Origin of the sequence: Streptomyces phyllanthi, assembly GCF_009377205.1 — a bacterium.
Lineage (GTDB): Bacteria > Actinomycetota > Actinomycetes > Streptomycetales > Streptomycetaceae > Streptomyces > Streptomyces phyllanthi.
Window position 1 is genome coordinate 13715 of sequence record NZ_VJZE01000084.1, and the last position, 14096, is coordinate 27810.

At 71.7% G+C, this 14096-nt stretch carries 12 protein-coding genes; 7 read left to right on the plus strand and 5 right to left on the minus strand.

Going from position 1 to position 14096, the window contains the following annotated elements:
- The first annotated feature begins 3 nt into the window (after positions 1-3).
- The 7 genes from FNH04_RS14990 to FNH04_RS15020 all read left to right on the plus strand — a co-directional run bounded on the left by FNH04_RS14990 (position 4) and on the right by FNH04_RS15020 (position 9502).
- The gene (locus FNH04_RS14990; protein WP_152784358.1) at positions 4-1254 is read left to right on the plus strand and encodes a PP2C family protein-serine/threonine phosphatase; all 1251 of its coding nucleotides are present in this window, start codon (positions 4-6) and stop codon (positions 1252-1254) included.
- 29 nt (positions 1255-1283) lie between these two features.
- The gene (locus tag FNH04_RS14995; protein WP_152784360.1) at positions 1284-2051 is read left to right on the plus strand and encodes a MinD/ParA family ATP-binding protein; all 768 of its coding nucleotides are present in this window, start codon (positions 1284-1286) and stop codon (positions 2049-2051) included.
- Between the two features lie 98 nt (positions 2052-2149).
- Positions 2150-4183, plus strand: a complete 2034-nt coding sequence (locus FNH04_RS15000) for an alpha-1,4-glucan--maltose-1-phosphate maltosyltransferase (protein WP_152784362.1) — start codon at positions 2150-2152, stop codon at positions 4181-4183.
- The gene (gene glgB / locus FNH04_RS15005) at positions 4180-6372 is read left to right on the plus strand and encodes a 1,4-alpha-glucan branching protein GlgB (protein WP_194236686.1); all 2193 of its coding nucleotides are present in this window, start codon (positions 4180-4182) and stop codon (positions 6370-6372) included. The genes FNH04_RS15000 and glgB overlap by 4 nt, the downstream gene beginning before the upstream one ends.
- 91 nt (positions 6373-6463) lie before the next feature.
- Positions 6464-6949 carry a cation:proton antiporter regulatory subunit gene (locus tag FNH04_RS15010; protein WP_322723084.1) on the plus strand — a complete coding sequence of 162 codons (486 nt, stop codon included), beginning with the start codon at positions 6464-6466 and terminating at the stop codon, positions 6947-6949.
- A gap of 4 nt (positions 6950-6953) precedes the next feature.
- Positions 6954-8186 (plus strand): cation:proton antiporter, encoded by a 1233-nt coding sequence (locus FNH04_RS15015; protein WP_322723085.1) that lies wholly within the window; start codon positions 6954-6956, stop codon positions 8184-8186.
- 332 nt (positions 8187-8518) lie between these two features.
- A complete protein-coding gene (locus FNH04_RS15020) occupies positions 8519-9502 on the plus strand; it encodes an SMP-30/gluconolactonase/LRE family protein (RefSeq protein WP_194236684.1) in 984 nt (327 codons plus the stop codon).
- A gap of 60 nt (positions 9503-9562) precedes the next feature.
- On the opposite strand, the gene FNH04_RS15025 is transcribed toward FNH04_RS15020, so the two are convergent.
- The 5 genes from FNH04_RS15025 to mdlC are packed head-to-tail and all read right to left on the minus strand — an operon-like array spanning position 9563 to position 13989.
- On the minus strand, positions 9563-9859 hold the full coding sequence (locus tag FNH04_RS15025; RefSeq protein ID WP_152784366.1) for an antibiotic biosynthesis monooxygenase family protein: 297 nt from the start codon (positions 9857-9859) through the stop codon (positions 9563-9565).
- Positions 9860-9895: 36 nt separating this feature from the next.
- Positions 9896-10744 (minus strand): NAD(P)H-binding protein, encoded by an 849-nt coding sequence (locus tag FNH04_RS15030; RefSeq protein ID WP_152784384.1) that lies wholly within the window; start codon positions 10742-10744, stop codon positions 9896-9898.
- Positions 10745-10781: 37 nt separating this feature from the next.
- Positions 10782-11726: an NADP-dependent oxidoreductase gene (locus FNH04_RS15035; RefSeq protein WP_228031382.1), complete on the minus strand. Its 945-nt coding sequence runs from the start codon at positions 11724-11726 to the stop codon at positions 10782-10784.
- 54 nt (positions 11727-11780) lie between these two features.
- Positions 11781-12293: a cupin domain-containing protein gene (locus tag FNH04_RS15040; RefSeq protein ID WP_152784369.1), complete on the minus strand. Its 513-nt coding sequence runs from the start codon at positions 12291-12293 to the stop codon at positions 11781-11783.
- 49 nt (positions 12294-12342) lie between these two features.
- Positions 12343-13989, minus strand: a complete 1647-nt coding sequence (mdlC, locus tag FNH04_RS15045; protein WP_194236685.1) for a benzoylformate decarboxylase — start codon at positions 13987-13989, stop codon at positions 12343-12345.
- Positions 13990-14096: the final 107 nt, after the last annotated feature.

Here is a 14096-nt window from a genome sequence, read left to right on the forward strand (position 1 = left end):
GAGATGGCGCAGACCAACGTGCTGGTACTGGACGAGCATCGCACCGTGCCTCCCGACCTGCGCTCCGCTCTGGAACGGGTGGGCGCCCGGGTGCACGTACGCACCCCCACGGACGTGCTCGCCGCGTCCCCGGGCCGGCTGCCCGACGTGACCGTGATGCTCGCGCACGCGGGACTGTCCCCCCACACCGTGCGGGCCGTGGCCCGCAGGCTCGACGACGACGGCCGGCGGCCGTCGGTGGTCGCGTTCGCGGAACAGGACCTGCATCTGCTGGGCAGCCATGTGCACGCGGGCTGCGACTACCTCGTGCCGCCCTTCCACGCCGACCTCGTCCTGGCGCGGCTGCGCAACTGCGACGAACGCGCCCGGTTCAGCCGGACGATGGAGGACGTCACCGCCCACGCCGAACTGCTCAGCTATGAAAGGGAGCTGGAGATAGGCCGGGAGATCCAGCTGGGCTTCCTGCCCGACGCCCTGCCCAGCCCACCGGGCTGGGAGATCCATGTGCGCTTCCGGCCCGCCCGGACGGTCGCCGGCGACTTCTACGACGTGTTCGAGATCGTCAACAGGAGGCGGCTCGCGCTCGTCGTCGCCGACGTCTGCGACAAGGGCGTCGGCGCCGCGCTGTTCATGGCCCTGATCCGTTCACTGCTGCGGCACACCGCCGAGCAGAGCGGACTGCAGAGCCTGATCGCCGCCGAACTGCTGGGCGAGGAGACCACCTGGGCGGAACACAGCCGGGCCATCCCCGTGGTGGGGGCGACCCCGCTGCTGAACGCCGTGGTCGGCACCAACAACTACCTGACCAGGAACCACATCCGGCAGGGCTACTTCGCCACCATGTTCTTCGGCGTCCTCGACCCGGGCACCGGCAACCTGGTCTACATCAACGGCGGGCACAATCCGCCGGTCCTGGTCAGCGCGAGCGGCGCGGAACCGGTACTGCTGATGCCCACCGGACCGGCCGTCGGCGTCATCCCGGACGTCGACTTCTCCCTCGGCTACGCCCAGCTCAGCCCCGGCGACACCCTGTTCATCTACACCGACGGGGTCACCGAGGCGCGCTCGGAGAGCGGGCGGTTCTTCGGTGAGGAGGAGATGCTCCGGCAGCTGGCCGAGGCCGCCGTGCGGGGCGAGGAGCTCCTCGACCACATGGACGGCGCGCTGAGCGAGTTCGTCGGGCCGGCCGAGCAGTCCGACGACATCACCATGATGGCCGTCCACTGGCGCCCTCCCGGAACACCGGCCGACTGACCGATCCGACCGCCTACCGAGTGGAAACCATGTCGCAGATCATCACCGTGCACTCCTACCGGGGAGGCACCGGCAAGTCCAGTACGGCCGCCAACCTGGCGCTGCTCCTGGCGGCCTCGGGTCACCGCGTGGCCCTGGTGGACACCGACATCCACACACCCGCCCTGGACGTGATGTTCGGTGGCGCCCTCGTACCGATACGGCGCTCGCTCACCGACTACCTGATCGGCCGCTGCGAGATCGAGGACGCGGTGTACCCGGCGGACGGCGACGCGGGACACGACGGCTTCTTCCTGGTGCCCGCCCGCAGCCGGACCACGGCCGCGGGGGAGATCCTGGGCCGCGGATACGACGTGGGACTGCTGAGGGAGGGCTTCGACCGGCTCATCGACTCCCTCGCCCTCGATGTGCTGCTGCTCGACACCCACGCCGGTTTCAACAACGAGACCGTGACGGCGATGGCCAGCTCGGACGCCCTGGTCGTGGTGACCAGGGCGGACCGGCTCGATCTCGCCGGGGCCCACGAGACCGCCTCGCTCGCGGACCGCCTGGGCGGCGTACGGCTGACCGTGGCCGTGAACATGGCCCCGGACGGCGTGGTGCGCGGCCATCTGCACGACGAGGTCGAGAGGGTGTACGGCACGAGGATCACGGCGGTCCTGCCGTACGCCCCGGAGATGGCGTCGCTCGCCGGTGAGCGGCTGTTCTGCACGGCCTACCCGCACCATCCGCTGGTGGCGGGGTACCGGCGGATCATCTCCGACGTCAGCAACGGCACCACGGCGATACGCCACTAGGGCCCGTCCGGCGGACCAGGGTCGGACCCGGCCGTGATCCACCGGAGAGGCCCTGGCCCCACTTCAAGCGACCGCACCCGGTGCGAGGAGGCAGTGTCATGCAGGAGAAGCGCGCCGAGCGGCGGTTCGCGCCGACCGTGGGACGTATCCCCGTGGTGGACGTCCGCCCCAGGGTCGACGGCGGGCTCCGGCCCGCCCGCGCGGTCCCGGGCGAGGTCTTCGAGGTCTCCGCGACCGTGTTCCGCGAGGGACACGACGCGGTCGCCGCGAACGTAGTCCTCACCGCCCCGGACGGCTCCGCGGGCGAGTGGACCCCGATGCGTCTGCTCGCCCCCGGAACCGACCGGTACGCGGCCTCCGTCTGTGCCGACCGCGAGGGCGACTGGACGTTCCGTGTCGAGGCGTGGTCCGACCCGGTCGCCACCTGGCGGCACGCCGCCGAGATCAAGATCCCCGCGGGCATCGACACGGAGCTGGTCCTCCAGGAGGGCGCCCTGCTCCTGGAGCGTGCCGCCGACGCCTTCACCCCCCGTGAAAGCGCCCCGCTGGTCATGGCGGCCCGGCACCTGGGCGACACCCGGCTGACGCCCGAGGAGCGGCTGGCCGCCGCGGGCGACCCGGTGGTGCTGGCCCTGCTGAACGCCCGGCCGCTGCGTGAACTGGTCACCCGCTCCGCGGAGCTCCCGCTGCGCGTGGACCGCGAGCGCGCCCTGTACGGCGCCTGGTACGAGTTCTTCCCGCGCTCCGAGGGAGCCGTCGTGCCCACCGGGCCGAACGCCGACGGGGTGCTCGAACCGCCCCGCTCGGGCACCCTGCGCACCGCCGCCAAACGCCTGGAGGCCATCGCCGACATGGGGTTCGACGTGGTGTACGTCCCGCCGGTACACCCCATCGGCGTGACGCACCGCAAGGGCGCGGGCAACTCGCTCGTCGCGGGCCCCTACGACCCGGGCTGCCCGTGGGCGATCGGCTCGGCCGACGGCGGACACGACGCCATCCACCCCGACCTGGGCACGCTCGACGACTTCGACCACTTCGTGGCCCGGGCCGGCGAGCTGGGCATGGAGATCGCCCTGGACTTCGCGCTCCAGTGCTCGCCGGACCACCCGTGGGTCAGGGAGCACCCCGAGTGGTTCCGGCACCGCCCCGACGGTTCCATCGCCTACGCCGAGAACCCGCCGAAGAAGTACCAGGACATCTATCCCGTCGACTTCGACACCGACCCCGACGGGCTGCACGAGGAGTGCCTGCGCGTCCTGCGCCACTGGATGGCGCACGGGGTGCGCATCTTCCGCGTGGACAACCCCCACACCAAGCCGGTCGGCTTCTGGGAGCGGCTCATCGACGCCGTCCACGAGAGCGACCCGGACGTGCTGTTCCTCGCCGAGGCGTTCACCCGCCCCGCGATGCTGCACGCCCTCGCCCGGATCGGCTTCCACCAGTCGTACACCTACTTCACCTGGCGCAGCTCCAAGGAGGAGGTGGAGAGCTACCTCTCCGAACTGGCCGGTCTGAACGGCGAGGAGTCCGCCGCCTACCTGCGGCCCAACCTCTTCGTCAACACCCCCGACATCCTGCACGCCTACCTCCAGTACGGCGGCCGCCCGGCCTTCGCGGTGCGCGCCGTCCTCGCCGCCATGGCGGGGCCCACCTGGGGGATGTACTCGGGGTTCGAGCTGTACGAGAACGTGCCGGCGGGGCCCGGCAGCGAGGAGTACCTGGACTCGGAGAAGTACCAGTACCGGCCCAGGGACTGGGAGGGACGGCAGGCCGCGGGGGACTCGCTCGTCCCGCTGATCCGCACCCTCAACGAGCTGCGCCGCGCCCACCCGGCCCTGCACCAGCTGCGCACCCTGCGCTTCCACCGCACCGACAACGACGCGGTGCTCTGCTTCTCCAAGCGCGACGACACCGACTGGGTCCTGGTCGTCCTCAACCTCGACCCGCACGGCGCGCGCGAGGCCACGGTCTCGCTCGACCTGCCCGCCCTCGGCCTGGACCGGTCCGATGCCTTCCAGGTGTACGACGAGCTGTCCGGCGAGACCTACCACTGGGGCCGGGACAACTACGTGCGTCTGGACCCACGGCAGCAAGTGGCCCACATCTTCACGGACGGGAATCCGCACTCGTGACCACCGCACCCCACATACCGGCTGTACCGGCCCTGGCCCCCACCGACCTGGAACGGCTCGTCACCGGCGAGATCTGCGACCCGCACGCCCTGCTGGGCGCGCATCCGGACGACGACGGCGTGACCCTGCGGGTGCTGCGGCCGCTCGCCGACGCCGTACGGGTCACCGACCCCGCCGGAGGCCTGCTGCTGAGCCTGCGGCACGAGGGCGGGGGCGTCTTCACCGGGCGCCTGCCGGACCGTACGGTCCCCGACTACCGGATATCCGTCAGCTACGGCGAGCAGACCCACGAGTACGACGACCCGTACCGTTTCCCGCCCACGCTCGGCGAACTCGATCTGCATCTGGTCCGGGAGGGCCGGCACGAGCGGCTGTGGCAGGTCCTCGGCGCGAACGTCCGTGAGCACGAGTCCGGCCGGGGCCCCGTCACCGGTACCTCCTTCGCCGTGTGGGCGCCCAACGCGCGCGCGGTACGGCTGGTCGGGGACCTCAACCACTGGGACGGCCGGGCGCATCCGATGCGCTCGCTCGGGTTCAGCGGCGTCTGGGAGCTGTTCGTCCCCGGCGTCGGCGACGGCTGCCGGTACAAGTACGAGATCCTCACCCGGGACGGGCGCTGGATCCAGAAGGCCGACCCGCTGGCGTCCCACGCCGAGTCCGCGCCCGGCACCGCCTCCGTCGTCTTCACCTCGCGGCACCGCTGGGGCGACACGGCGTGGATGGCGCGGCGCGCCGGGTCCGGCGCGCACCGGGAGCCGATGAGCGTGTACGAGGTGCACCTCGGCTCCTGGCGGCCGGGGCTCGGCTACCGGGAGCTGGCGTGCGAACTGCCCGCGTACGTCAAGGCCCTCGGCTTCACCCATGTGGAGTTCATGCCGGTCGCCGAGCACCCCTTCGGCGGCTCCTGGGGCTACCAGATCTCGTCGTACTACGCGCCGATGTCCAGGCTGGGCAGCCCCGACGACTTCCGGTCCCTCGTGGACGCGCTGCACCAGGCGGGCATCGGCGTCATCGTCGACTGGGTGCCCGCGCACTTCCCGAAGGACGACTGGGCCCTGGCCCGCTTCGACGGCACCCCGCTGTACGAGCACCCCGACCCGCGGCGCGGCGAACACCCCGACTGGGGCACCCTGGTCTTCGACTACGGCCGCGACGAGGTGCGCAACTTCCTCGTCGCCAACGCCCTGTACTGGTGCGCCGAGTTCCATGTCGACGGTCTGCGCGTGGACGCCGTGGCCTCCATGCTCTACCTCGACTACTCGCGCGCCGAGGGGCAGTGGCTGCCCAACGTGTACGGCGGCCGGGAGCACCTCGAAGCGGTGGAGTTCCTCCAGGAGGTCAACGCCACCGTGCCCCGGCTCAACCCGGGCGCCGTCACCGTCGCGGAGGAGTCCACCGCCTGGGACGGCGTGACCCGGCCCACCGACCACGGCGGTCTCGGCTTTCACCTGAAATGGAACATGGGCTGGATGCACGACTCGCTGTCGTACATGTCGAAGGACCCCGTGTACCGGCAGTACCACCACCACTCGATGACCTTCCCGGCGGTGTACGCGCACTCCGAGAACCATCTGCTGCCGATCTCGCACGACGAGGTCGTGCACGGCAAGGGCTCGCTGCTAGCCAAGATGCCCGGCGACCGCTGGCAGCAGCTCGCCAACCTGCGCGCCTACCTCGCCTTCATGTGGGCCTTCCCGGGCAAGCAACTGCTGTTCATGGGGCAGGAGTTCGCCCAGGACACCGAGTGGTCGGCCGACACCGGGCCGGACTGGTCGATGCTGCGGCACGCCCCGCACCGGGCGGTGCGCGACCTCGTACGCGATCTGAACCGCGCCTATCTGGCGGAGCCGGCCCTGTGGAGCAGGGACAGCGAGCCCGCCGGCTTCCGCTGGATCGAGGCGGACGCCGCGCAGGACAACCTCTACTCCTTCGTCCGCCACGGGACGTCGGACGAGACCCTCGTGTGTGTCTTCAACTTCCAGCCGACGCACCGCCACGGCTTCCGCCTCGCGCTGCCGCACGCCGGCGACTGGGCCGAGGCGCTGAACACCGACGCGGAGCGGTACGGGGGCAGTGGAGCGGTCAACCCCGGGCGGATCCGGGCCGTCGCCGAGCCGCTGCGGGGGTTCCCGGCCCACGCGACCGTCGTACTGCCGCCGCTGGGCGCCGTGTGGCTGCGCCCGCAGTGACGCCGGGCAGCCGCTCCGTCGCGGGCGGCCGCCCGGCCGATGACCGTCCGAGCCGTCCGAGCCGTCCGAGCGCATCGAGAAGGAGACCACCGTGCCCGCTCCGCGACTGAGGACCATCCCCCTGCCAGGCATAGGTGTCCAGTACCAGCTCACCACCCGGAGGCACGACACCCTGTCGGTCATCGCCCACCGCGACGGCCACCGCACCCTGAACGTCCATCACGACGACGACCCCGACTCGTGCGGCCTGTCGATGAAACTGACCGCCGCCGAGGCGATGGCGCTCACCGACGCCCTGCTGCCCGGTCACAACAGCCCGAACCTGCTGCACACCAGCGACTTCGGGCTGCTCGCCGAGCGGGTCACGATCACCGGCACCTCCTACTGGAACGGGCGCACCCTGGGCGAGACGAAGATGCGTACGGAGACGGGGGCGTCCATCGTCGCCGTGATGCGCCGGGCCCACGCGCTCCCCTCGCCGGGGCCCGAGTTCCGGCTGCGCTCCGGCGACACGGTGATCGTGATCGGCACCCGGGAGGGCGTCGACGGCGCCCACGCGATCCTCGAACGGACGTGATCGCGTGCACTCCGCGGTGTTCCTGATGGAGTTCGGGGCCGTCGTCCTCGCGCTCGGCCTGCTGGGCCGCTTCGCGGTGCGGATGCGGTTCTCCCCGATCCCCCTGTATCTCCTCGCCGGGCTCGCCTTCGGGCACGGGGGCCTGGTGCCGCTGGGCGGCAGCGAGAAGTTCATCGAGACCGGCGCCGAGATCGGTGTCGTCCTGCTGCTGCTCCTGCTGGGCCTCGAGTACTCCGCGGGCGATCTCGTCGGCCATCTGAAGGTCCACTTCCCCGCGGGCGTGGCCGACTTCGCGCTCAACGCCCTGCCGGGCGCGGCGGCGGCTCTGCTGCTGGGCTGGGGCCCGGTCGCGGCCGTGGTGCTCGCGGGCGTCACCTGGGTGTCCTCGTCGGGGGTGATCGCCAAGGTGCTCGGGGACCTCGGGCGGCTGGGCAACCGCGAGACGCCCGTGGTCCTCAGCGTGCTGGTCCTCGAGGACCTGGCGATGGCCGTGTACCTGCCGATCCTCACGGCGCTGCTGGCCGGGGCGGGCTGGGCCGCCGGCGGGGTCACGCTCGCCATCGCGCTCGCGGCCGTCGGCACGGTCCTGCTGATCGCCGTGCGGTACGGCAGGGTGATCTCGCGGTTCATCAACAGCGACGACCCGGAGAAGCTGCTGCTCGTCGTGCTCGGGCTGACGCTGCTGGTCGCGGGTGTGGCCCAGCAGTTGCAGGTGTCGGCGGCGGTGGGCGCCTTCCTGGTCGGTATCGCGCTCTCCGGTGAGGTCGCCGAACACACCCACCATCTGCTGATGCCGCTGCGGGACCTGTTCGCCGCGGTGTTCTTCGTGTTCTTCGGCCTGAGTACGGATCCCACCACGATCCCGCCGGTGCTGCTGCCCGCCCTCGCGCTGGTCGCGCTCACCACCGCGACCAAGGTGGCCACGGGCTACTGGGCGGCGAGACGGACCGGTATCGGGGTGCGGGGCCGGTGGCGGGCGGGCGGCGCGCTCGTCGCGCGCGGCGAGTTCTCGATCGTCATCGCCGGGCTCGCGGTCTCCTCGGGCGTCGAGCCCGCGCTGGGGCCGCTCGCGACCGCGTACGTCCTGCTGCTGGTCGTCCTCGGACCGCTCACGGCCCGCTTCACGGAGCCCGTGGCGCTGCGCCTCGGGCAGCGGCGCGGACGGCGGCGCGAGGAGCGGGAGAACGCCGCCGAGCGGGAGGCGGCACGGGACGCGGTGCCCGCGGCACGCGACTGAGAGGCACCGACAGGGCGGCACCGACAGGGCGGCGGCCCCGGAGTGCGAAGGACACTCCGGGGCCGCCGTCTGTTCGTATACGGAATCCGGCCCACCATACGGAACCGCGCCCACCATACGGAATCGCCTCAACTACATACGAAAGTCGGCCTCACCGTCCATCGGATTCCGGCCGCCCGTAACGACGGATCCGTGCAGCTCAACAAGCCAATATCGGGCAATTGCCGCCACCTCGCGGCACTTTCACGCCCACCGGACCGCTCGGTTCCGGCCATACGGTCCTCTCACCCGGGGCGGGCCAACTCGCCCCATTCCGGAAGAGAGGACCCATCGTGCGCATCTCACGCATACACCGTCGGCTCGCGGCCCTCGGCCTGGCGTTCACCGGGCTGTTCTCCCTCGCCGCCACGGCCCCCGCGGCCGCCGGCCCGTCCGCCCTCCAGGTGACCGGCGCCATCAGCCTGCCCGGGGACAACGTCCACCCGGAGGGCATATCGGTCGACCCGAGAAACGGGGACACCTACGTCACGTCCTTCACGACCGGCGCCGTGTACCGGGCGGCGGCGGGCCAGACCCAGGCCCAGGTCTTCCTGCCCGCGGGCACCGACGGCCGCACCCAGGCGATGGGCACGGACGTCGACAGCAAGGGGCGGCTGTGGGTGAACGACCGTGACGCCGTCACCCTGTACGACACGGCCACCGGCGCCCGTCTGGCCCGCTTCGTGACACCCACCCCGGGGCAGTCGGTCCTCAACGACCTGGACCTCACCCCGGACGGCTCCGTCTACGTCACCGACTCACTGCGCAACCTGGTCTACCGGGTGACCGCCACCCAGGTCGCCGACGCGATCGCGGCGGGCGGCCCGGCCCGCACACTGGACGTGGGCTTCGACCTGAACGGCCTGGTCACCCCGCAGCCCGTGGGCGCCATCACGCTCAACGGCATCGAGTCGAACGACACCGGCAGCTTCCTGATCACCGTCGACATGGCCACCGGCGACCTGTTCCGCCTCGATGTGGCCTCGGGCCGGGCGAGCAAGGTGGCCGTCACCGGGCCTGGCCTGGCCTCGGGCGACGGACTGCTGCTGGAGAAGAACAAGCTGTGGATCGCGCACTTCGGCAGCGACAGCATCAGCCGGGTACGGCTCTCCGACGACGCCACCACCGCCGTGGTCGAACAGCAGCTGTCCGACCCGGAGCTCCGGCGTCCCACCACCCTGGTGCGCGGGCAGGGCTCGATCCACGTGGTCCGCTCCCAGTTCGGTCTGTCCCCGCTGTCCCTGCCGTTCGACGTGGCGCGCCTGAGCGGTATCTGACAGTGAGGGCGCCGGGAATCCCGGCGCCCTCACTGTCGACCGGTCGCTGTCGACCGGTCGCTAGTGCTGTACGCGCGCGTACCGACCGGACACCACCGTCGACTTGTCGATGGCGGCGAGGAAGTCCTGGGTCTCGGGGGCGCCGAAGAATCCCTGCATCGTGGCGTCGGCGTCCCCGGGGGTGGCCCAGTGAACGATCACGAGGTACTCCCCGTCGTCGTTACGGGTCACCTCGCGGGAGACGAAGCCCGGCCGCTTGGCCATGTAGTCCTGCTCCACCTTCGCGTCGAGCCGGACGAACTCCTCGGCGTCCACGCCGGGCTCCAGGTGGAACCGGACGGTCTCCACAGTGGTCATGTCCCTTTTTCCTCTCGTGAGTTCAGCATGCGTGGATCACGCGGACACGGCGACGGGGAAGTCCCCGGCGTGCGCCTCGGCCCACTGGTCGAAGGTGCGCGGCTGCCTGCCGAGCACCTCCGCCACTCCGGGGCGCACCACCGAGTCGTCCAGGGTTCCGTCCGCGTAGTAGCGGAAGAAGGCGTCGATGTACTCCTGCGGCATCGTGCCCTCCATCTCCCGCCGGGCCTCCTCGTCGCTGAGGCCGACGAAGCGCAGCGGCCGCCCCAGGACCCGGCCGAGCCGCCGCACCCGGTCGGCCGGCAGCAGCGCCTCGGGTCCGCTGAGCGCGTGCGCTCGGCCGAAGTGGTCCTTGTCGAGGAGCACCCGGGCGGCCACGGCCGCGATGTCGTACGGGTCGACGTTCGCGACCGCCACCCCGCCGAAGGCGTCCCGTACGACGTCCCCCGCGGCCAACTGCCCGTTCCACCGGAAGGTGTTGGACATGAACCCGCTGGGCCGCAGGATCGTCCACGGCACCCCGGAACCGCTTACCGCCTCCTCGGAGAGGATCATGAAACGGGAGATCGCGTTGTCCAGGTCGCCGTCCGGGGCGGCGATGCTGGAGAGCAGCACCACATGCTCCACCCCGGCCGCGCGCAGCTCGGCGAGCGTGCCCGGCATGTCGGCGTACCCCGGCAGCAGGAACACGCCCCGGACACCGTCGAGGGCCGGTCGCAGGGACTTCGGGTCGTTCAGGTCTCCGGCGACCGCTTCCGCTCCCCTGGGCAGGGCGTTCCCGGCATCGGTCCGCCGTACCAGCGCCCGCACCGCCCGTCCGGCCTCGGCGAGTTGGGCGACCAGTTCGCCGCCGACGTTCCCGGTCGCCCCCGTCACGAGGATCATTCCGTCACCTTCCGTCTTTTCCGTCTTTCTCATCTCGTCAGGACAGGTCCAGGACGAGCCGGCCGCGCACATGCCCCTGCTCGCCCAGCGCGTGTGCCTGTGCCACCTCGTCCAGCGGGAACGTCCGGTCCACGAAGGGACGCAGCCGTCCGGCGGAGAGCAGCGGGGCGATCTTCTCTTCGAGCACCGCACCGTCGGGCCGCACATAGGTGAACGCGGAGCGCACCTTGTGCTCCTCGGCGGCCCGACGGTGCTCGGGGCCCTCCCCCTTGAGCGTGACCACGACGCCGCCGGGGCGGACGACGTCGAGCAGCCGGAAGAACTCCGCGCCGCCCATGGGGTCGACGGCCAGGTCCACGTCCATCACCTCGCGGACCATGTCGTGGGCGACGACCTCCTTCGCGCCCAGGGAGAGGACGAACTCGCGGTTGCGGGCCGAGGCCGTGCCGATGACCTCGGCGCCCGCGTCCGCCGCCAGCTGCACCGCGACATGCCCGACGCCGCCCGACGCCCCGGCCACCAGGACCCGCTGACCGGCGCGCAGACCACCGTGCCCGAACAGGGTCTCCCAGGCGGTGAGCGCCACCATCGGCAGCGCGGCGGCCGCCACGTGGCCGGTCGCCGGCGGGGTACGGGCCAGATGGGCCTCAGGGGCGACGGCGTACTCGGCGTACGCCCCGGCCGGGGCCGGGAAGAGCGGCATGCCGAAGACCGCCTCGCCCTCGGTGAACCGGTCGGCTCCGGGACCGGTGGCGGCCACCGTGCCCGCGATGTCCCAGCCGAGCACGGCGGGGAAGGCGGGCAGCCCGACGCCGTGTCCGGCTCGGGTCGCCCAGTCGATCGCGTTGATCCCGGCGGCACGCACCCGCACCAGGACCTCGCCCGGGCCGGGCACCGGAACGGGCACCCGGCCCACCCGGAGTACCTCGGCGGGGCCGAAGTCGTCGATGAGGGCCGCGCGCATGGTCGTCGGTTCAGCCATGGCGGCCGGCCTCTTTCCCGTACGTCGTGGTGCTTGCCGGCGTGGTGCTTCCCGTCATGGGGCGAGCCGGAGATCGTGGCGCGGTGCGAGATCCACGATCATCTGCCTCTGCTCGGGCGTCAGCGGCTGCGGCGCCTCACCGGCCTTCGCCGGACTGCCGATCTCCATGAAGAACTTCTCCAGGTAGGCCGGGGTGAACATGAACAGCAGATGGGCCGTCTGGAGACCGACGTTGCGGAAGCGGTGCCGGGTGCCCCGGGGCACGAAGACGAAGTCGCCGGTGCCGGCGACGAAGGTCTTCTCACCGTTGAGGAACTCGATGGTGCCGCTGAGGATGTAGAACGCCTCGTCTGCGTTCGGGTGGATGTGCGGCGGCGGACCGCCGCCGGGCGGCACGGTGGCCTCGGCGAGGGTCAGGGAGCCGCCGGTGTTCTCGCGGGTCGCCTTGAAGGTGTAGATGGCGTCGCCGAACCAGATCGTCGGGCCGGTGCCCGCCGGGTGGTGGACGACGGCACCTTCCGGATGGCTGCCGGCCGGTGCCGTACCGGTCTCGGTGGTGGTGGTCATGAGGTCTCCCGAGTGACTCGTGACAGGGAACGGTTGAGGAGCCGGACGGTCACAGCCGGAACAGGCCGGGGTCTTCCACCATGACGTCCAGCAGCACGGGGCCGTCGGCCCGCAGCGCCTCCCGGAGCGCCGACCGCAGGCCCTCGGGCGAGTCGATCCGCTCGCCGCGGACGCCGAAGCCGCGGGCGAGCTGGGCCATGTCGACGCCGCTGAGGTCGTAGCCGGCCTCCCAGGACTTCTGGTCCTGGAGGTAGTACTTGAGCGACAGGTAGCCGGAGTTGTCGGGGATGACGAAGGTGACCGGCAGGCTGTGCCGCGCCGCCGTCCACAGGGCGTGCAGTGTGTACTGGGCCGAGCCCTCACCGACGACGACCACGGCACGGCGGTCCGGGCGGGCCAGCGCGTAGCCGACGGCTCCCGCGAACGGGAAGCCGAGCGCGCCGCTCGCGGTGGCGAAGTAGCCGTTGTCCGCGCCGAGCGGGATCTGCTCGTGGAAGTCCGCGCGGGCGATCGGCAGCTCCTCGAACAGCACGGCGTTGTCCGGGAGTTCCTTCGACAGCAGGTGGAACAGGTACGCCTGGGTGAGCGGCGTCGACGCCTCCGGCACCGGCACCGGCTCGCGTACGGGCGCCAGGGCGACGCGCTCGCGCTGCTCCACGAGCGGCACCAGGGCCTTGACGACCGCGCCGGGCGGGGCGACGAAGCTCCGGCCGGCCAGCGTGGCGGCGGCCGCCTGCGGATCGTCGGTGACGTGCAGGAAGTCCACGTCCGGGGTGAGCGTGGGGCGGGGGCTGCGGTCCAGGTCGGCCGGTGCCGTGGAGAACAGGTCCCAGGCGGTGAACAGGGTGAACGCCGGCCCGCCGAACACCACCACGACATCGTGCTGGGCGGACAGCCGCTCGTTGATCAGCTCGGGGATGGGCGGCAGCACACCGGCGAACAGCGGGTGGTTCTCGGGGAAGGCCCCGCGGTTCCACACCGGGGCGCCCCACACGCGCGCGTTGAGTTTCTCCGCGAGCGCGACCAGGTCGCCACGGGCGCCCTGCGCGTCCACCGGGCCGCCCGCGATCAGACCGGGCCGCTCGGCTCCGCTCAGCGCCGCCGCGATCTGCTCCAGCGCCGCCGGGTCGGGCACCACGGCACTCTGCACCTTCGCGATCCGCAGCGGCTCGGGGTCGGCCGGCCGGACCCAGTCGTCCTCGGGCACGGCGACGAACACCGGGCCCTGCGGGGCCTGCTTGGCGATCTGGTACGCCTGGGCGATCATCGCCGGGACGTCCTGCGGCCGCGCGGGCTCACCGGCCCACTTGATGTACGGCTTGGGCAGCTGGGTGGAGTCCTTGGCGACCAGGAAGGGCTCGCCGAGGAGCATCTTGCGGGCCTGCTGACCGCCGAGGATCACCATCGGGGTCTTCGCCGAGGCGGCCGTGTACACGCTGCCCATGGCGTTGGCGAGACCCGGTCCGCCGTTGATGATCACCAGCGCCGGTTCGCCGGTGGCCTGGGCGTAGCCGTCGGCCATACCGACGACGGCGGCCTCCTGTAAGCCCATCACGAACCGGAACTCGCCCTCCAGCCAGTTCTCGAAGAGCTTCATCTCGCTGTGGCTGGGGTTGCTGAAGACGGTCGTCAGACCCAACTGCCGCAGTACGTCCAGGGTTGCGTCGCGTACGGTCCGCTGGCCGGTGTCGGTCACGGTCATTCTCCTGAGGGGGTTGCGTTGCTGAGGGAGTTGCTCTGCTGAAGGGGTTGCGTTGCTGAAGGAGGGAGGTGGGGAGGCGCGGGGCGCTCAGCCCCGGGCGG

Bases quoted from the DNA above. Each gene is read 5' to 3' on its own strand.
- FNH04_RS14990 (WP_152784358.1), top strand. From the start codon at position 4: ATGGCGCAGACCAACGTGCTGGTACTGGACGAGCATCGCACCGTGCCT.
- FNH04_RS14995 (WP_152784360.1), top strand. From the start codon at position 1,284: ATGTCGCAGATCATCACCGTGCACTCCTACCGGGGAGGCACCGGCAAG.
- FNH04_RS15000 (WP_152784362.1), top strand. From the start codon at position 2,150: ATGCAGGAGAAGCGCGCCGAGCGGCGGTTCGCGCCGACCGTGGGACGT.
- FNH04_RS15025 (WP_152784366.1), bottom strand. From the start codon at position 9,859: ATGACCACTGTGGAGACCGTCCGGTTCCACCTGGAGCCCGGCGTGGAC.
- FNH04_RS15030 (WP_152784384.1), bottom strand. From the start codon at position 10,744: ATGATCCTCGTGACGGGGGCGACCGGGAACGTCGGCGGCGAACTGGTC.
- FNH04_RS15035 (WP_228031382.1), bottom strand. From the start codon at position 11,726: ATGGCTGAACCGACGACCATGCGCGCGGCCCTCATCGACGACTTCGGC.
- FNH04_RS15040 (WP_152784369.1), bottom strand. From the start codon at position 12,293: ATGACCACCACCACCGAGACCGGTACGGCACCGGCCGGCAGCCATCCG.